Annotated in this window: 14 protein-coding genes; 6 read left to right on the top strand and 8 right to left on the bottom strand. The window is 63.8% G+C overall.

Going from position 1 to position 19,352, the window contains the following annotated elements:
* Positions 1-8: 8 nt before the first annotated feature.
* The 3 genes from HYR72_24735 to HYR72_24745 all read left to right on the top strand — a co-directional run bounded on the left by HYR72_24735 (position 9) and on the right by HYR72_24745 (position 2,307).
* Positions 9-341 carry a hypothetical protein gene (locus tag HYR72_24735; protein MBI1818200.1) on the top strand — a complete coding sequence of 111 codons (333 nt, stop codon included), beginning with the start codon at positions 9-11 and terminating at the stop codon, positions 339-341.
* Positions 342-447: 106 nt separating this feature from the next.
* Positions 448-1,455, top strand: a complete 1,008-nt coding sequence (locus tag HYR72_24740) for a thioredoxin domain-containing protein (GenBank protein ID MBI1818201.1) — start codon at positions 448-450, stop codon at positions 1,453-1,455.
* A gap of 273 nt (positions 1,456-1,728) precedes the next feature.
* The gene (locus tag HYR72_24745) at positions 1,729-2,307 is read left to right on the top strand and encodes a hypothetical protein (GenBank protein MBI1818202.1); all 579 of its coding nucleotides are present in this window, start codon (positions 1,729-1,731) and stop codon (positions 2,305-2,307) included.
* Between the two features lie 93 nt (positions 2,308-2,400).
* On the opposite strand, the gene HYR72_24750 is transcribed toward HYR72_24745, so the two are convergent.
* From HYR72_24750 to grxC, 3 genes are all read right to left on the bottom strand, one after another.
* Entirely contained in the window at positions 2,401-3,174 is a 774-nt protein-coding gene (locus tag HYR72_24750; GenBank protein MBI1818203.1) for a hypothetical protein, read from the bottom strand.
* Between the two features lie 4 nt (positions 3,175-3,178).
* On the bottom strand, positions 3,179-3,757 hold the full coding sequence (locus HYR72_24755) for a sigma-70 family RNA polymerase sigma factor (GenBank protein ID MBI1818204.1): 579 nt from the start codon (positions 3,755-3,757) through the stop codon (positions 3,179-3,181).
* Positions 3,758-3,827: 70 nt separating this feature from the next.
* Positions 3,828-4,085 (bottom strand): glutaredoxin 3, encoded by a 258-nt coding sequence (gene grxC / locus HYR72_24760; protein MBI1818205.1) that lies wholly within the window; start codon positions 4,083-4,085, stop codon positions 3,828-3,830.
* 116 nt (positions 4,086-4,201) lie between these two features.
* Here grxC and mazG point away from each other — a divergent pair, with 116 nt between their 5' ends.
* Positions 4,202-4,984 (top strand): nucleoside triphosphate pyrophosphohydrolase, encoded by a 783-nt coding sequence (gene mazG, locus HYR72_24765; protein MBI1818206.1) that lies wholly within the window; start codon positions 4,202-4,204, stop codon positions 4,982-4,984.
* 132 nt (positions 4,985-5,116) lie between these two features.
* On the opposite strand, the gene HYR72_24770 is transcribed toward mazG, so the two are convergent.
* Positions 5,117-8,452, bottom strand: a complete 3,336-nt coding sequence (locus HYR72_24770) for an SBBP repeat-containing protein (protein MBI1818207.1) — start codon at positions 8,450-8,452, stop codon at positions 5,117-5,119.
* 264 nt (positions 8,453-8,716) lie between these two features.
* Between HYR72_24770 and HYR72_24775 the strand changes: the two genes are divergently transcribed.
* Positions 8,717-11,902: an AAA family ATPase gene (locus tag HYR72_24775; protein MBI1818208.1), complete on the top strand. Its 3,186-nt coding sequence runs from the start codon at positions 8,717-8,719 to the stop codon at positions 11,900-11,902.
* Between the two features lie 49 nt (positions 11,903-11,951).
* Here the strand turns inward: HYR72_24775 and HYR72_24780 are convergent, their stop codons facing one another.
* Together HYR72_24780 and HYR72_24785 are read right to left on the bottom strand one after the other, a co-directional pair.
* Positions 11,952-14,387, bottom strand: coding sequence for a DUF4215 domain-containing protein (locus HYR72_24780; protein ID MBI1818209.1), 2,436 nt, complete (start codon positions 14,385-14,387; stop codon positions 11,952-11,954).
* 177 nt (positions 14,388-14,564) lie between these two features.
* Complete coding sequence (locus HYR72_24785) at positions 14,565-16,064, bottom strand: DUF4215 domain-containing protein (GenBank protein MBI1818210.1); 1,500 nt, start codon at positions 16,062-16,064, stop codon at positions 14,565-14,567.
* 752 nt (positions 16,065-16,816) lie between these two features.
* Between HYR72_24785 and HYR72_24790 the strand changes: the two genes are divergently transcribed.
* Positions 16,817-17,389 carry a Uma2 family endonuclease gene (locus HYR72_24790; protein ID MBI1818211.1) on the top strand — a complete coding sequence of 191 codons (573 nt, stop codon included), beginning with the start codon at positions 16,817-16,819 and terminating at the stop codon, positions 17,387-17,389.
* Positions 17,390-17,547: 158 nt separating this feature from the next.
* On the opposite strand, the gene HYR72_24795 is transcribed toward HYR72_24790, so the two are convergent.
* Both HYR72_24795 and HYR72_24800 read right to left on the bottom strand, forming a co-directional pair.
* A complete protein-coding gene (locus tag HYR72_24795) occupies positions 17,548-17,736 on the bottom strand; it encodes a DUF86 domain-containing protein (GenBank protein ID MBI1818212.1) in 189 nt (62 codons plus the stop codon).
* A gap of 192 nt (positions 17,737-17,928) precedes the next feature.
* Positions 17,929-19,344 carry an amidophosphoribosyltransferase gene (locus HYR72_24800; GenBank protein ID MBI1818213.1) on the bottom strand — a complete coding sequence of 472 codons (1,416 nt, stop codon included), beginning with the start codon at positions 19,342-19,344 and terminating at the stop codon, positions 17,929-17,931.
* Positions 19,345-19,352: the final 8 nt, after the last annotated feature.

Raw genomic sequence — 19,352 nt, forward strand, 5'->3', positions numbered from 1 at the left:
GCCGCATCATGCTCCGACTGCGCTTCTTTCCCGGCCTCGTCGTGGGGATTCTGCTTGGCTTGCCGCTCGGCGTGATCGTTGCCGTGCTGCTATTCCCGTCGCATTCGGACACCGGCGCCACCACCGCCGAGATTGTAGAACTGTCGCGGCGCTTGGCCGACTCGCAGCGCGACAAGGAAGCTCTGAATCGCCAAATCGACGAGTTCAGTACGCTCGCCGAGCGCATGAAGGCCAGCTTCAGCGAACTCGAACGCCGATTCAAGAGCATGGAAGAAGAACTCGGGCACGGCGGACAGGTTCCACCCACGGCGACGATCGCTCCGAGCGCTCCAGCCAGATAGTCGCACACCTGCCGCGCCGCCATAGGCAGCTTGCGTCGCCCCGGTGCCTATGGCACCTGTGTTCGTCGGAAAAAGTATGATCCAAAACAAACGGAGAATGATTCGCATGACACGAACCGTGCTCACCGTCACTGCCGCATTGCTCGTCATCTCTGCGGCGTCAATTGCGCGGGCCGCTGATTCAGCCGTGCTCGCAACCCTCGATGGTGCACCCATCACCGAGGCGGAGGTCGCTAAGGTGATCCAGGGACGGCTGATTGGTCTGGAGTCGCAGATCTACGACGCCAAGAAGGAAGGCATCGACTCGATCGTCAGTCAGCGCTTGCTCGAGAAGGCCGCCAAGGCGCAGCATCTCACCGTCGACGCATTGCTGAAGAAGGAAGTCGCCGCGCGCGTATCGGACCCCAGCGCGGATGAGGTCGAGCAACTCTACGAGCAGAACAAAGAGAACATCGGCCGTCCACTGGAGGAAGTACGTCCGGCCCTCATCGAGCACTTGCGCAACGCACGCATCGAGGCCGCCCGCGAAGCGTACCTGCAACAGTTGCGGGCCGGCGCCAAGCTGTCGCTCAAAATCAGCCCACCAATCATCCAAGTGCCGGGAACCGGTCCGTCGCGTGGCCCGGCCAACGCCCCCGTTACGATCATCGAGTTCTCTGACTTTCAATGCCCGTACTGCGGGCGCGCGGAGCAAACAGTCGAGCAGGTTTTGAGCACTTACAAGGACAAGGTTCGGCTCGTCTATCGCGACTACCCGCTGTCGTTCCATGAGCACGCGCAGCGCGCCGCCGAGGCCGCTCACTGCGCCGGAGATCAGGGCAAGTACTGGGAGTACCATGCCCTGTTGTTCAAGAATCAGACCGCCCTCGAGGACACGAACCTCGAACAATACGCAGCCGATCTGCAACTCGACAAGGACAAGTTCAAGCAGTGTCTCGACGACGGCAAGTACGCCGCCCAGGTCGCGAAAGAAGTCGAAGTCGGCAACTCCGTTGGCGTCTCCGGCACACCCGCGTTCTTCATCAACGGCCGATTCCTCTCCGGTGCGTTGCCGTTCGAGTCGTTCAAGGAGATCATCGACGAGATCCTGAAGAACAAGAGTAGTCGCTCATAGCGCGCGGCGCGTACGATTGGGCGCCGGCGTCCCTGCCGAGACGCGATGGCGTGGGACCTTCGATGGCAAGCTGATTCACCGCGCGGTCGTCTCTGCAGAAACTTGCACCAAGTCGCCCCAGCGCCTGCAGTTCCTTGCGCAGCGTGAACGCAGCGGCGCGTACAACTCCATCGCGAACCTGCCCACGTTTCGCTGGCGAGTAGCTTGCTTCTGAGGTCACGAGAGTTCGCAATCGAGCGAGCTACGCTACGACCTTTGAAGGAGGTGGAGACGATGAAGCGTTACCCAAAGACTCTGATGGTGGTCTTGCTGAGCGCGGGCGTGCTCTGCGGTATCAGCATGGTGGCCCCGGCCGCATCCGCCGGGCGTCGCGGTGCCCAAACCGATACCGATCACGACGGTCTGCCCGACCGTGTCGAAAAACGCCTCGGCACCAATCCCAGCCAGGCGGATACCGACGGCGACGGCCTTAGCGACGGGATGGAAGTCCTGCGGCTGAAGACCAATCCGTTGAGCACCGACACAGACCACGACGGTGTGGGCGACGGTGTTGAAGTCCACGTGCTGGGAACTGATCCGCTCAACCCGGATACTGACGATGATGGGCTCGATGATGGTGATGAGGTTGAACTCGGCACCGACCCACTCAACCCCGATACCGATGGTGACGGGCTTGACGATGGGACCGAGGTCGCCGAGGGGACCGATCCGACCAATCCCGATACGGACGGCGACGGGATCGAGGACGGGGCGGACGACAATCCGTTGGATGATGCCGCGGGCGACGGCAAGGTTGGTAGCCCCGAGGACACTGCCGGTCAGCCTGGTGGCGATTCGTCGCAGGACGACTAGGCGATAGCGTTCCTTGCCTGCGAGTGATGCGCGGACAACGCACAGGTTGCCCGCGCATCAGTGCGCATCGTGGCCCGACGGCATCCGCCGCGTTCACATATGTTTTGGAGCGGTGAGTCTCTCTACAAAATCCGCGCGGGCCATCGTGGTCGTCAGACAGCAGATCACGTCGCCCAGGCGCATCAAGCACACCGTCACTCCATCGATGGTGAAGAACTGATTGTCTCCGATCCACTCACCGCCTTCGGGCAGGCGAATCGATCCGGGGCGGAAGCGCCGACACACGACCCGGCCCGCCGCGCCTTCGTACACCGTTAACGTCGCATCGATATCGCCGAGCCGTGCGACCGTTCCGCCAACCAACCGTAGCCCCCAGGCGCTGAGGTCATCCGCTGATCGCTCGAAGCCGATCTTTCCGGTACTCCGGTAGTAGCGACGCAGGTCGTCGACGTTGCCGGTGCGAATCGCCAATGCGATGTGATCGGCGGCGGCGGCATGCGTGTCGCGGGCCAAGGATGTGAGCAGATCTGGTTGCACCGGCTGCCACCAGATGTGCACGGTGAGCATCGCCAACGCCGCGATGCCGCCGGCGAGCGTCAATCGAACCGGGCTGAGCCAACGTCGCCGGATCTTGGAGCCCGCACCTTCGCGCGCCAAGGCCTGCAGCACCCGTGCGCGCACACCCGCCGGCGTCGGGACGTGAGCGGCGCGCTCCCGGACAAGTTGCTTGATAGTCCGCTGCTGCTGCCGCACCGCCGCACAGTGCGCGCACGAGGACACGTGCGACTCGACGTCGCGTTCTTCGTCCACGGTCAGCCGGCCGTCAATATCTGCCGCCGCCATCGCGAGGTAATCAACGCACTGCATCGCGCTATTGTTCATCGGATGATCTCGGGATGATCCCGCGCGCTCGCGCATAGTCGCGCAGCGCTGCTTGCAACAATCGCCGTCCACGCGACAACCGCGAGCGAATCGTTCCCACCGGACACGCCAGCGCGAGCGCCGCTTCTTCGTAGGTCAACTCATGCAAATCGACGAGCACCACCGCGGCACGAAACTCCTCGGGCAACTCGCTCAACGCGGTGTCGATTTCGCCGGCCAATACCTGCGAGGCAACCAATGTCTCCGGATCCAGTAGTTGCCGAGAGGGAACGCTGTTCGGATCAGCGGCGGTCTCCGCCACCAACTCGACTGTCACCGGTTCTTTCCGTTTGGTTCGGTAGCGGTTGCGGAACGCGTTGTAGAGGATGGTGATTAGCCATGCTTTGCAATTGGTGCCGGGCGTAAACTGATCCCAGGAGCGGTACGCGCGTAAAAAGGTGTCTTGCAGCAGGTCTGCTGCGTCGTCGGGGTTGCGGGTCAGATGCAACCCGGCGCTGTATACGGCGTCCATGTGCGGCAGCGCGACGGCATCAAAATCCGCGCGCGGTGCGTTCCCTCCCTTCGCCACACGGACCCTCTACGCGGCGCGGTCCGTATCCGCTACAACACCGTCACCCACCGGCGAGTTCCCGTGCCGCTCACGACGCTGCCAACAGTGGATCGAGTTGGCCGTCGGCATCCAGCGCTTTGAGTTCTTCGAACCCGCCAATAAAGCGATCGCCGACAAAAATCTGCGGCACGGTTCGCCAACCGGTTTCCCGCGTGATCTGCTCGCGCAGCGCATCGTCGTCGCCCACGTCGATCTCGTCGAACGCCACGCCCTTGCGAGTCAAGAGCTGCTTCGCCCGCACGCAAAAGGGGCAGGACGCGGTCGTGTACACTCGTACGTTCGCCATCGGCTTCGTCACATCTTCCCGTGGCGTTGAAGCTACCGGCTACGCGTCGGTGCCGCAAGCGGAGTGGACCCCGGGTCGCGTTGACTCGCTGAATTCTGTCCGATACTGACCGGCGCATGAGTGCTGCGGACGGCTTCACCAAGCTGGTCGAGATCATGGCACGCTTACGCGCACCCGGCGGCTGCCCATGGGATCGCGAGCAGACCCACGATTCGATCAAACCATATCTGATCGAAGAGGCCTATGAAGTGATCGAGGCGATCGACGCTCACGACGACGGTGAGCTGTGTACCGAATTGGGCGACGTGCTGCTGCAGATCGTCTTCCACGCCGAAATGGCGAGCGCGCGTGGGGCGTTCGCTATCGACGATGTAGTCCGCTCCATTTGCGACAAAATGATCCGCCGACACCCGCACGTGTTCGCCGACACCCAAGTCAAGGACGCCGCGGAGGTGCTGCGCAACTGGTCGAAGATCAAAGCCGAGGAGCGCCGCGACCATGCAGATCAATCAGCCATCGCTGGCGTTCCGCGCGCCATGCCGGCGCTCTTGCGCGCGCAGCGCCTGAGCGAAAAGGCCTCGCGCGTCGGCTTTGATTGGAGCCACCCCGAGCACGTGCTCGACAAACTGCAAGAGGAGCTCAACGAGTTGCGGGCCGCCTTCCATCTCGGCGACAAGGAAGCGGTCGAAGCCGAACTCGGTGACCTGATCGCCGCCGCGGCCAACTTCGGCCGTCACCTGGACCTCAACGCCGAAGACGCACTCACCAAAGCGAGCGACCGTTTCTCGCGCCGTTTTCGCTACATCGAGGAACGTCTGAGCGAAGCCGGAAAAGACATCCGCGACACCGCGCTGCCGGAGCAGGAAGCCCTCTGGCAAGAAGCGAAGCGGCGCGTCTAGCCTGCTGGCCGTAACGCCATGGTCACCGTCGCCGACCGGGCGCGGCGACCCACGTGTGCGCTACCATCTCTCCATATGCAATTGGTACCCGTTCCGAATTCGCGATGCGACGCCTCCGGTTGCTGATATCACCTACGGCTTGCAGACCAGCGTGAGACCATCGAGGTCGCGCATGAACGGGATCGGAGCCGTGTCTTGCGCCCGCGTGATCGTACGCACCAGTATGCGCCCGAGGAACTGACGCGTGCCGATCGTGCGGAGCGGCACACGGATCGCAAACGCGTCCGTGCACACGTTGGTTTCGGTCGATTCGATCGGCAGCGGCATCGTGGCACCCGTTTTCGGGTCGCGGAACTGCTGCAGCGCCTGGAATAGGCTGGTGTAGTTCGCTGGATCGCGGCTCGCGAACGGCAGCACGATGTCAATGCCACCGAAGGTCGTCTCGACCCCCGCTCGAACGCCCTGGGGTGTGCACATCGAGAGCTGGGGGTCGAGGTTGTTGACGCACACCGCGACGCGGAACTCGCAGGCAGCGGGATCGCTGCCATGATCGCACGTCGCATCGTTGTTCTTGCAAGACTGGGTGCTGTTCAGGCGCCCGCGCGGATCCAGGCGCGGCATATTGCCAGGGTTGACGACCGCCCACTCCAGCAGACAGGCCACCTTGTCGGTACTCGCAGCGGCATTGCCGGGGATCAGTTCATACGTGCAGGTGCTGCTGCAGCCGTCGCCATTCGTCAGATTCCCGTCGTCGCACTGCTCCATCACTTCGAGCACGCCGTTACCACAGGTATGTGGCAGCGGGGTTGCCGTCGGCGTGCGGGTCGGCCGTGGTGTGCGGGTGTTGGTCGGAACTCGTGTGGCCGTGCGCGTCGGGGTCGCCGTCGCGGTCGTAGCTGGCGTTGCGGTTGGGGTCTGCGTCGGCGTGCTGGTTGGTGTCACCGTCGGCGTCTGCGTTGCGGTCGCGGTCGGGGTCTGGGTCTGGGTCGGCGTGCTGGTTGGCGTCGCCGTCGCCGTGCTGGTTGGTGTCGCCGTTGGTGTCTGCGTTGCGGTCGCGGTCGAGGTCTGGGTCGGCGTGCTGGTTGGCGTCGCCGTCGCCGTGCTGGTTGGTGTCGCCGTTGGTGTCTGCGTTGCGGTCGCGGTCGGGGTCTGCGTCGGCGTGCTGGTTGGCGTCGCCGTCGCCGTGCTGGTTGGTGTCGCCGTTGGTGTCTGCGTTGCGGTCGCGGTCGGGGTCTGCGTCGGCGTGCTGGTTGGCGTTGCCGTCGCCGGGCCATACTTAGTCACGAAGGCATCGGTAAGACCGGCGCCATACGTTGTCTGGAAGACTCCTGCCGTACTCGGAAAGTTCGTCGACGCGGTCTTCCCCGTGACGTAGATGTTACAGTTGGCGGAGCACCCGGGGTCCAGCGCGATGCGGCGCCCGTTGTCATCTGCCGAACCGCCCAGGTAGGTCCCAAACAGGAGGCCGCTCGTCCCGGTCGAGAGGTCCAGCTCAGCGACGAAGGTGTCGACGCCGCCCGCGTTCGTCGACTGGACGGCGGCGGCAGTGGGAAAGTTGGTCGAGTCGGTCACGCCGGTGACGTAGACGCGGCCAGCCGAGTCGACGGCGATGCCCGTGCCGACATCCGAGCCGGTGCCGCCAAGATAGGAGGAGTAGGTGAGCGAAGCGGCGCCCGAGAGGGTCACGTCTAGCCGTGCGACGAAAGCGTCGTTGACGCCCCCGGCGTGGACGGGTTGGAAGGGGTTAAAGATAGGGAAGTTGGTGGCCGTGGTATACCCGACGATGTAGGCCACCGTCCCGCTGACGGCGATATCCTGGCCGAGGCTCGCTCCGGTCGAGCCGCCGAGGTAGGTCGAGTACAGGACGACGGTGCCGATGGAGTTGAGCTCCGTCAGGTAGGCGGAGATTCCGAAGCCACAGCCGAAACCGCCGCCGCTGTTCGTGCTCTGGTACGCGCTTGCCGTCACCGGCCAGTTGCTCGAATCCGTCCTGCCGCTGACGTACGCGTTGCCAACGCTGTCCACGCTGAGGCCACCCGGCCGATCGAGGCAGTTTCCGCCGAGGTAGGTGGCGTAGACGCGGGAGGCCGCGCCCGACAGGGTCGTGTCGAACTTCGCCACGAAAGTATCCTCAACATCGGCCTGGTGGCTGGTCTGAAACGCGCCGGGGCTGAAAGGCAGATCGGTGGACGTCGTTATACCATTGATGAACGCGCCCCCCGCGCCATCGATGGCGATCGTTATCGGGTTGTCGGCGCCACTGCCGCCGAAGTACGTGGAGTAGAGGAGGGTGCTGCCGGCGGGGTTGAGCTTTACAACGAACGCGTCATTGCTCCCGGACCAGGTCGAGCTGAAGGCACTGGCAGTTGTCGGGAAGTTCGACGAGGCGGTGAGGCCGGTCACATAGGCGTTGTATGAAGCGTCGACACGGATGGCCGTTCCGAAGTCATTTCCGCTCCCGCCAAGATACGTAGAGTACAGGAGCACCGACCCGGTCGGGTTCAATTTCGTCACGAAGGCGTCCTGACCGCCAGCGTTAGACGTCTGAGGTACCCCCGCCGTGGTCGGAAAGTTGGTCGAGCTGGTTAGCCCCGCCACATAGGCATTGCCGAGCGAGTCGACTGCGATATCCCACCCTTCGTCCGCGGCGGTACCGCCCAGGAAGGTCGAATAGAGGAGCACCGGGTCGATGACCAGCGGTTGCGAGCGGTCGTAGTTGCCGATGGCGAAGGCGACCTGGTCGCCGTCGCGCAGCACGTAACGGCCCACGACGCCGCGGTGGGCACCGTCGATCTCCTGATAGACCAGGGGAGGCGACATATGCACCTCGCCGCCGGAGAGGTGGAGGACGAGAGCCCCGTCGGCGCCGACCGCCATCTGGTCAGCACCGACGAAGGTGAGAATGATCGATCCGGGATCAGCCCCGGGCGCGACGACAAAGTCGTGCTCGACCTGGCGTTGATTGCCGTAGTAGATGAGATCGATCCCCGGATACACCTCGTGGTAGCGCACCTTGGCATAAGAGGGAACGTTGCTGCGCCACTGTGCCGGATCGTTGCCCAGCAGGTAGTTCACCTTCCCGGGCAGCTCCGTCTGGCCCGCCACCTGCGGCTGGGGGTTGGCACCAACAAGCTGCATGCGCAGCACGTCCCCATCGGTGGTGTTGTATTCCCCTTCTGAGCCGCTCGTCACCCCGGTGGGCTTATGCAGGGCCAGCACCGCCTCGTTGGCGGTCAGAAAGAGTGCGTAGCCGCGGCCCCGCGCCAGGAAGCTGACTTGGGCATCGGTCTGGCCCTGGTTGGCCTCGAAGCTGAGCGGCAGTTTGCCGTAGGCTTCCATGACTGAGGTTCGGCCGCTCGGCTCGGCCTGGGTCATCGCCGCCGAGATCGCCGGCCCCCACAAAAGGAGAACGAGGGTGGCCAGGATGAGGGCTGTCGCCCTCGCGAAAGCGACCAGGGGCTTGCGCACGCAACAACGATCGCTCGTTGCGCGCGATCCGTACATCAAGACCCGCGGCTGCGCGACATTACGATGTCCGTTGTTTCCATGTTGGCCGTACGTCATGGCGCCCTCCGAATCCGTCTGCGCGCCGAAGCTGCTGGCCTGGCGCGAGTCGTATATGGCGCCAGTGATACGCTAACTCAACCGTCGCCGCTTGAGGGATTGCTGAGGATTTGGTGAGGAAAGCGTGGGCGTGTATGGTAAAAACTCAGAAGGGAGAGGGAGCGTTCGGTGATCCACGCCTTCGCGGACTTTGAATTGGACGCTGACCTGTATCAGCTCCGGCGCGGCGGCCAGCCGGTCAAGCTGGAACCCAAGGTCTTCAATGTCCTCGCTCACCTGATCACCTACCGCGACCGCCTGGTTACAAAGCAGGAGTTGTTCGAGCGACTGTGGCCCGGCGAATTCGTCAGCGATTCGGCGTTGACCTACTGCATCAAGGCCGCGCGCAAGGCGATTGGCGATGACGGTACCGAGCAGCGCGTGATCGCAACCGTTCACCGCCGCGGCTACCGCTTTATCGCACCCGTAATCGAGCGCACCTCGCCGACCTGCCCGTCAAACTCATCATCACCCAGCGAGCGCGGAGCAGCGGTCGCCGCGACAGACAGCCCGTTCATCGGCCGAGCGCAGGTGATGGCCACGTTGCAGCGCGCCCTCGCAACCGCTGCCGGCGGCCGCGGCCAACTCCTCATGCTGGCCGGCGAGCCGGGGATCGGAAAGACGCGTACGGCGGACGAGCTCGCTCATCTGGCCCGCACGCGCGGCATGCGCGTACTCGTCGGCCGCTGTTACGAGGGCGAGGGCGCACCGCCCTTCTGGCCATGGGCCCAGATTCTGCGCGCGCACCTCCTTCAGCTCCAGCCAGCAACGCTGCCGACGGTCCTCGGTCACAGCGCCGAAGACCTCGCGCAACTCGTGCCGGAACTTGCCGAGCGCTTGCCTGGCCTTGCCCGCAAGTCGCCACGCGACGACTCAGCGCACGCCCGCTTTCAGTTATTCGAAAGTGTGAACAGCTTTCTTGCCGCCGCCAGTCGCGGCCAACCGCTGGCGCTCATCCTCGATGACCTCCATTGGGCCGACAAGCCGTCACTACTACTGCTGCAGTTCATCGCGCGAGCGATCTCTGACGCCCGCGTGCTGATTCTGGCCACCTATCGCGATACGGACGTGCGGCCGCAGCATCCGCTCGCCCATGCCTTGGGGGATCTGGTACGCGCGCCGAACAGTCAACGCATCCAACTCGACGGCTTGGAAGTCGACGACGTCGCGTCCTTCCTCGAGCAGGCGCTCGGTCACAAACCGCCGGTGTCGCTGATCACCGCTGTCCATCAAGAGACCGAAGGCAACCCGTTTTTCGTCACCGAGGTGGTCCGACTCCTGACCCGCAACGGACAGGTCGAGCGACTGGCGACCGACACGATCGTCCTCGCGGTGCCACCAACCGTCCGGGAAGCGATCACTCGCCGCCTGGCGCCACTTTCGTCCGAGTGCAATCGCCTATTGATGGCGGCCTCGGTCATTGGCCGTCAGTTCGCAGTCGCCACATTGAGCCAAGCATTGCAGCCGCTGCGGTCGCGCATGAAGGAGTCAGCAGAACCGCGGACCGCGGTGCTGGATCTCCTCGATGAAGCGCGGGCGGCGCGCATCATCGATGCGGTCGGACAGTCGGCTGGCGGCTATCGCTTCGTGCACGCCCTCATTCGTGAGACGCTCTACGACACGCTGAGCACCGCCGACCGAGTCAGCCTGCACCGGCGTGTGGGTGAATCGTTGGAACAGACCCACGACCGCGAACGCGGCGGCCACCTGACCGAGTTGGCGCACCACTTTGCGCAGGCCGCCATGGGCGGCGATGCGCGCAAAGGCGTGACCTACTCAATCCGTGCGGCTGAGTACGCGGCCAGTCAGTTGGCGTACGAGGAGGCGGCCACGCAATACGAACGCGCCTTGCAGCTCAGCGCGCTCGGTGACGAAGTCAGCGGCCAGCGCGGGGAGCTCTTGCTCGCGCTTGGTCACCACCAATGGCGCGCCGGCGACTTCGCCCGGGCTCGCGCAACTTTCTACGCAGCCGCCGTGGCGGCGCGCGCCGATCGCGCGCCTGAGCGCTTTGCGCGCGCCGCGCTCGGCTACGGTGGCGGCTTCCGCGGGTTCACGCTCGGCGTGGTCGATCCGGTCCTGAGCGACCTTTTGGCGGAGGCGCTAACGCTGTTGCCCGACTGCGACAGCGCCCTGCGCGCGCAAGTTACGGCGCGGCAGGCGGTGGCGCTGTACGACATCCCCAATTCCCTGCCACAACGCGATGCGCTCAGCCGGGCCGCGGTAGACATGGCCCAGCGGATGGGAGATACCGCGTCGCATCTGGGCGCGCTCAGCTGCCGCCATTGGGCAATCTGGGGACCGGACAATCTCGACGATCGCGACGCGGTAGCCAATGCGATGGTAACCCTCGCAGAAGAAGTCGGCGATCACGAGATGGCGCTGCAAGCCCATCGCTTCCGCCTCATCGACGCCCTCGAGATCGGTGACATCGACCGCGTACATGTCGATCTCGCCGCCTGCGAAGCCATTACGACCCGGCTCCGACAGCCGTACTACATGTGGTACGTTCTCGCCTTTCGTGCGCTGCAAGCCTTTCTGGCCGGACGCTTCAGTGACAGCGAGCGTTTTTCGCAAGAAGCCTTGGCCGCTGGTCAACGCGCGGAGAGCCGGAACGTCAGTCAGATGTATGGCGCACAAACTCTCGCGTTGCGGCGCGAGCAGGGGCGCATCGCCGAGGTCGAGCCGATGCTGCAGGGTCTCGTCGCCCAGTTTCCGACCGTACCCTCGTGGCGCTGCGGCCTGGCGTATGTGTTGGTCGAGCTGGGCCGACTGGACGATGCTCGCATTCAGTTCGAAGTGGTCGCTGCCGACAACTTCGGCGTGATTCCACGCGATACGTTCTGGCTGGTGGCGATGAACGGGGTGAGCGATGTGTGCGTAGCGCTCGCCGACCGCGAGCGCGCAGACATCCTGTATCGCCTGCTGTTGCCCTACGAAGGACGCAACGCCGTCAACGTCGTCGGCACCTGCGTGAGTTCGATGGCGCGGAGTCTTGGGTGCCTCGCGGCCTTGGTTGGTCGGCTCGACGATGCGCGCCGGCATTTCGAGGCGGCGATAGCAATGGAAACACGGCTTGGTGCCGTACCGCTGCTTGCGCACACTCGCCACGACTACGGGAACGTATTGCTGCGCCAGGGCGCCGCCGCCGATCGCGACGAAGCGCGCCAGCTACTCGCCGCCGCCGTGCGCGACTTCGAGCAGCTCGGCATGCACAGCTTTGCGCGCCGCGCCGCTCAACTCTTGGCCCACGCTCAGCGGCCCACCGCGTCCGCCACCGCGAGCCGCAGCAAGGTCACCGCGCTGCGGCGCCGGTGACGCTCGACGCCGCGTTCCCATCTCAGCGTCCTTGCCTCATGCGGGCGCTCTACGGCGTGCAGACCAACGTGAGACCATCGAGATCGATCATAACGGGGATCGGGGACGTGTCCTGCGCCCGCGTGATCGTGCGCAACTGCACGCGCCCAAGGAACTGACGCGTCCCGACGGTGCGCAACGGCACCCGGATCGCGAACGCGTCCGTGCACACGTTGGTGCGGTTCGAGTCGATCGGCAGCGACATCGTGGCACCCGTGTTCGGGTCGCGGAACTGCTGCAGCGCTTGGTAGAGGCTCGTGTAGTTCATTGGGTCACGGCTCATGATCGGCAACACGATGTCGATGCCACCGAAGCGCACGTCGACTCCAGCCCGCACGCCTTGCGGTGTACAACTCGAGAGCTGCGGGTCGAGGTTGTTCACGCAGACCGCAACGCGGAACTCGCAGGCCAACGGATCGCCGCCCAGATCACAGGTGGCATCGCCGTTGTGGCAGGTTTGAGTGTTGTTGAGCCGCCCGCGGCGATCGAGCCGCGGCGTGTTGTTCGGATTGACCACGGTCCACTCCAACTGACAGGCGCGCTTGTCGGTACTGGCCGCGACGTTGCCGGGGATCAACTCGTAGCGGCAGTTCGCCGCGCAGCCATCACCGCTGACCGCATTGCCGTCGTCGCACTGCTCGCCCGGCACCAGTGTTCCGTTGCCGCACACGGTGCAGGCGTTGGTGCAACCATCGGAATCGTTGCGATTGCCGTCGTCGCACTGCTCGGGCGCCGTCACTACTCCGTTGCCGCAAGCGCGGCAATCGTTCGTGCAGCCGTCCGCTGGATTCGCGTTGCCGTCGTCGCACTCCTCGCCTGCGGTGACCCGGCCGTTGCCGCAGCGGGTGATCGTGCAATTGAAGTCGCATCCGTCGCCATCAATGAGATTGCCGTCGTCGCATTCTTCACTTCCGTTCAGGACACCGTTGCCGCAAAGCGGCGGGCGCGTAGATGTGGGCGTCGGCATCGTTGTGATGGTTGGCGTCGGCAATGCTGTGGTCATGGTTGGCGCCGGAGATTGCGATGGCGTGCTGGTGGGCGCTGTGGCGGAGGGCGTGGGGGATGCACTGTCGCCACCTTGATACCGAACCAGGATGCAATGAGCATCAGGATTGCAGCCACCCACGCAGGGACCGTTGCGATCCACGGATCCGACTTCGACAATCCGCCCATCGGGCTGTAACACCAGTGGCCCGACATTACTTGCGGCGAAATGATTCATCACCACGCCGCCGGACCCAAAGCTTGGGTCGAGCGAGCCATCGGGATTGTAGCGAGCCAGCGCGACATCGCGTATCGGGGCGGCTCCCATATAGCCCACGACGGCGTACCCAACGACGACCAATTTCCCATTGGGTTGTAGAGTGAGGTCCGCCGTACCCGCCTCGATTGCCGGCGGGCCAGCGATGACAACCCCACCTGCTCCGAATGTAGTATCCGGGCTGCCGTCGCCGTTATATCGGACGATGGCGAACTTCCCGTTCGCGCCAAACCCATTGACAACATCGAAGGTTGAACCCGCTACAACGATCCTTCCGTCAGGTTGAACCACAACCGCCGATGGAAAGGTGTCATCGTGAACGCTGGTGGTCACAATGCCACCGGTGCCAAAGGCCGGATCAAGATTCCCATCGGGCATGAAGCGCACTACCGCGATATGGCTACGGGCGGGAGCGTCGAACGGCCCCGCCGCAACGATCTTCCCGTCGCTTTGCACAGCGAGCGCTTCCACATGCGCCTCCCTGCCTGCGCTGGCCCCCGGGATGTTGATGGTCACGACACCTCCCATCCCGAACGTTGGGTCGAGGCTGCCGTTCGAGTCATACCGCATCACGAGAAATTGGTTGTGCCCTACCGGATCGATTGTTTTACCACCACCCACAACGATCTTCCCATCGGCTTGCAGAACCAAGTCCGTTGCGATTGCCCCAGCGTCTGCAAAGCGGGTTGTGACAACCCCGTTGACCCCGAATGCAGAGTCGAGTGCTCCGTCCGTATCGTATCGAAGCAGCAGCACCCCGAAGCCACCTGGGTCAAGCTCGGAGGTGCCTACTCCAACGATCTTGCCTGCCGGCTCTACAGCCACCGCGTTTACACCGTCGGCGAAACCACCGACCGACGTGGTCACAACTCCAAGTGCTCCAAAACTTGGGTCTAGCGTTCCATCACTTCGGTATCGAACCATTGCGACATCACCCCGACTACCATTTGCCATCAACACTCTTGCAGATCCGGCCGTTACTAGTCGCCCGTCTGGGGCAAGGGCCACAGCTGCACAAGCCGCCAGTTCGTTGGTGGTCACCTCTATCGTCACCACACCCCCAGAGCCAAACGTCGGATCGAGGTCTCCTGGCGCAGCCCAAGTCGGCGCGGCAGGCACAAGCCCGCTCAGCAGCACCAAGCCGATTGAACCTGATAGGTTTCTCTTTAGTAGAGTTCGCGTCATGATCGCCTCCCTTGCCTTCACGGCAACCCTACGAACCGGCGTAGCCCAGGCCTGCCGCATCACGCCGCGCGGATTTCGAATCGACGACCCGTCTCATTGCACTATTCCTCCATGCTCGATCGCCCGTCTCCGATACGAAGAACGCCACGAACCAGAGGAACATCTCCCAGCGGTGACCTACGGGTTGCAGACCAGGGTCAACGTATCCACATCCGTTTGACTGATCGGAGAGGTAAACAGCGACCGGGACACCATCACCAGACGCAGTCGGCCAGCAACGACTCGAGTCGTGCCGTGCATGGCGACCCGAATCGGAAACACATCAGTGCAGACTCCCACTTGGCTCGACTCGACTGGCAGCGCGACGCTCGCCCCATCGCTCGGATCGCGCAACCCCTGGAGCGCCTGCAACAGGCTATTGTAGTTGGCGTCGTGCGTGTTCGGCGCCACGATGTCGATCCCGCCCGCTCGTGTGTCCAGTCCACCCCGTACCCCTTGCTGCAAACAACTGGACAACTGTGTGTCCGCGTTGTTGACGCAGGCCGCCACGTGAAACTCACAGGTCTTGTTGCTTGTACTCAGATCGAAGTCGCAGGTCGGGTCGTTGTTTCGACAGGTCTGCACGCGGTTGAGTCGGCCGCCGCTATCCAGCCGTGGTGAGTTGTTCGGATTCACCACCGAGAACTCGAACAAACAGGCGCGCGCGTTCGTCACCGCCGAACCGGCGGCGTTTCCGGGAATCAATTCATAGCGGCAGCTCGCATTGCAGCCATCGCCGTTGATCGTGTTGCCATCGTCGCACTGCTCGCCGGGCTGGACAATGCCGTTGCCACACGGAGCGGGGGTAGCAGTGCTGATCGTCGGAGTGGGCGTTGCCGTGGCGACCCCATCTGTAGGTGTAGGCGTGCTTCCCTGAGTGGCTGTACGAGTCGAAGTATTGAACGTCGTGGGGGTCGTAGTGCTGATCGCAGGAGTGGACGTCGGGGTGACGATCCCACCAGTAGGCGTACTTCCCTGAGTGACTGTACGAGTTGGCGTGTTGAAGAGAAGACTCTGCGAGGCAGCCTCTGTCGATAGACCATACGGGGGTGAGTCGATTGTGAAACCTGCGGCCGCTACCCCATAGCTACTACCCATTTGGCTGGCCACGAACACGATCAGCTCGCACGTGGACGCGCTGGTGCAGTCGCCCCGCAGAGCGAAGCCACCCGGGTCCGCGCCAAAATGAACCGGGACGTCGATCGCACCGAAGAGCATCGTCGGCCCGGTAACCGAGCAGGCCGGCATCGAAATCGAGCGAGAGATCGTTGGAACATCAACATCGACTGGCACGCGTGCATCGGATGTGGCCACGTCCACGAGCGCCGCATAGTTGACTCCCGCAATGCTGCCGCCTGCCGGCAGAGCCGCGCTCACCCGTCTGCCATCAGGCAACGTCAGCTCACCGGCCCCACCTTGTGCGCTTGTGTTGAGAGCAGCGCAGTTCATGAAGTTGTCGCTGAAGCCCGTGAGCACGGTGGTTCGAATCCTATCGGGCAGGAGACCGCCGCTACCGACGGAAAGAGCCGTGAGCTCAATCTCCCCGAACGACCCGAACTCTGCACAGTTGTAGGCGCCTCCCGAACTCATCGCGACACTCGTAACCTGCGTCAAGGCGCTGCTGGTGCTTATGATCATATAGACGTGATTGTCGTTTGACCTGCAACTCTCCACCGTAAGCGCCTCGGCCGACCCGGCCACTAAGAAAGCCAGGCCGATAGTCAGGCCAAGTATCCGCAAACCACGCTGCACCGTAGCCTGCGGCTGCTCGCCATGGTCCGAGAAGGAAGTCTGACCAACACCACTCGTGCTGCGCGATCCGAAACCGAAACGCGGCGAGCGGTGCCCCTCTCTCCGATTCCTAAGCTGGCCGGCGCAGTGCGCCGACCTCAATTGGGTTACGACCAGGTCGGCCGCTGCACCGCTTCAGCGGCGGACCGTTAGGAGTCCACCGATACCGGAACCGCGGTTAACGCCAGGACGTGCGTGCGTGCGTGCGTGGTGCGTGGTGCGTGCGTGGTGCGTGCGTGCGTGAAAGATTCGAGCCAATCATCGAGCCCCTCCTACAACTGTCACGGACAGCAGACCGAACGAACCGGACGGACAGATCAAACGCGGACGCATGTCGGCTAACATGATCTCTCACAGCAGGTCAAGAACAATCCCGCTGAGAGATGGCCACGCGACTCCGCTGCGGGACTCTCTGCCTGTGTCGCCGCAAGGGAGAACGTCCCGTGCACGACAGCCCTCTGCGCAACGCGACGGGCGGAAGACCCGTCCGCTCGCGAACGACTCACGCTGCCCTGGCGCGCCCTCCACCCTATCGCGGCGCCGTCATGTTGCGCGACTCTCGATTGCCTCTCCTCGCAGCGCGCGCTAGCCTGTCCACGATGTCGCAGCACGCCCAGACCATCCCGTCACCGCATCGCTTTACGCGAGACGAGTACCGTCGTATGGCGGAGGCGCTGCTCTTCCGGAACGAACGCGTCGAATTGCTCGATGGAGTGATCGTGACCATGAGCCCACAAGGAAGCCCTCATGCCGCTACTGTCCATCGGCTCCTTCGTGTTCTCCAACTCGCGGTCGGATCAGCGGCGACGGTTCGCGTGCAAGCACCGATCGTCCTCAATGATTGGAGTGAGCCGGAACCCGACATTGCCGTCTGCGACGCCGACTCGAATGACTACGCGCGCGAACACCCGCGCGCGGATCAAGTTCACCTCGTCGTGGAAGTCGCGGACACGTCACTCGCCTATGACCGTACGCAGAAAGCCGCGTCTTACGCCGCGAGCGGCATTCCCGAGTACTGGGTCGTCGACCTCGCTGCGCGACAGGTCGATGTGTTCAACGCGCCAGACGCCATCGCCGGACGATACACCAGGCATACCGTCGTTGCCGAGGCTGGCAGCATTCCGCTGGCAACAGCCGCGCTCTGCGTCGCGGATATCCTCCCCCCGGCGTAGCGATCGAGGCCCCGGGGATCGGAACAGCTCGCCTACTGCTTGCTCGACGGATCGCCGGCCGCAGCGGCCAGCCAGTTTCGAATGGCGCGCGTAAAGTCAGCGAAGTCACGCGGCGCCTTGGCGCGGAAGTCGGCGACGCACTCAGGATCGAGCCGCAGCTAGTCGTGCACGAGAATGTTGCGGAAGCCGCCGAGCCCCTTGAGTCGTTGGTGCAGCGCCTCGGGGATCACACCGCGCGTGGCGAGCTGAGGCAGGATATCCTCGTAGTCCTGTGCGCTGGTTCCGAAGTAGGCACTCAAGATGTGATTGCCGATATCGAAAATGATCTCTGCGCCGAGCTGCAGCACACGCTCAGCCGCTCATTCGTCACGGAAGTCGAGACCGCCGGGCGGCAACTCGATCCGCTCCAAGCCGGAGATGATCTCCTTCAGCTTGAGCAACCGCTCGCGCAGGCTCTCAGGACGGAGCACCATCGCCGCGCTCAATTTCCTCTGCGTGTCCGAACTCGGCGCCCTCCGTGCCTCTGCGGTGAACGACCTTCACCCGCGCTCGTCGGCGTCGAACAGGACGAGCTGGTGCGTGCGGCCTTCGTCGGTCACCGCGACCGGATAGCGGCCGGTGAAGCACGCGGCGCAGAAGCCGTTGCCGTCGCCCTCCTTGAGGAAGGCGTACATGCCGCGCTCGGTGAGGTAGCCGAGACTGTCGGCACCGACGAACTGGCGAATGCCTTCGATCGGATTGTTGTGCGCGATGAGTTCCTCCGTGCTCGGCGTGTCGACACCGTAGAAACACGAACCGGTCGTCGGCGGTGAGCTGATGCGCATGTGCACTTCCTTCGCGCCGGCGTGCCGAAGCATCGCCACTAGCTTGCGGCTGGTCGTGCCCCGCACGATCGAGTCGTCGACCACGACGACGCGTTTGCCCTTGAGCACCTCAGCCTGCGCGTTCAGCTTCACCTTCACGCCGAAGTGGCGGATCGCATCTTGCGGCTCGATGAACGTGCGACCGACGTAGTGGTTGCGGATCAAACCCATGTCGAACGGCAGACCCGACTCCTCCGCGAACCCGAGCGCCGCCGGCACCCCGGAGTCGGGTACGGGAATTACCAAGTCCGCCTCGGCCGGCTGTTCGCGCGCGAGTTGCCGCCCCAACTCTTTGCGAACTTGGTACACGTTGCGGCCGTAGACGCGACTGTCGGGACGCGCGAAATAGATGTACTCGAACACGCAGCTGGTGCGCGGCGTCGCGGGAAACGGATGGTAGGTTTCGACGCCGCGGTCGGAGATCACGACGACTTCGCCGGGCTCGACCTCGCGATCGAAATCGGCGCCGACCAGATCCAGCGCGCAACTTTCGGAGGCGACGACCACCGAGTCTTTGATGCGACCGAGCACCAACGGCCGGAATCCGTTGGGATCGCGCGCCGCGATCATCTCGTTGGGCGTGAGAAACAGCAGCGAGTAAGCCCCGCGCACCTGGCTCAGCGCCGCTACCACGCGATCGACGACGCGACTGCCGCGCGCGGTCGCAATCAAGTGGACGATCACTTCGGTATCGACGGTAGATTGAAAAATCGAGCCACGCTCTTCGAGTTGCTCGCGCAATTCAATCGCGTTGACGAGATTGCCGTTGTGCGCCACCGCCAAGCCGCCGCGGCCATACTCGACCACGAACGGCTGCGTGTTCTTCAGCAGGGTCTTGCCGGCCGTGGAGTAGCGGTTGTGGCCGATCGCCGCGCTACCTTCGAGGCGACGAATGATGTCTTCGTTGAAGACGTCGGCCACCAGACCGAGGCCGCGATGTGAGATCAGTGTGCCGGCATTCGCCGACACGATGCCGGCGCCTTCTTGCCCGCGATGCTGTAGCGCGTAGAGCCCGAGATAGACGAGGTTCGCCGCCTCGGGATGGCCGAAGATGCCAACGACCCCACACTCCTCGCGGAACCGGTCGAACATCGCGCCAC

The organism is Deltaproteobacteria bacterium, assembly GCA_016178705.1.
Lineage (GTDB): Bacteria > Desulfobacterota > Binatia > HRBIN30 > JACQVA1 > JACOST01.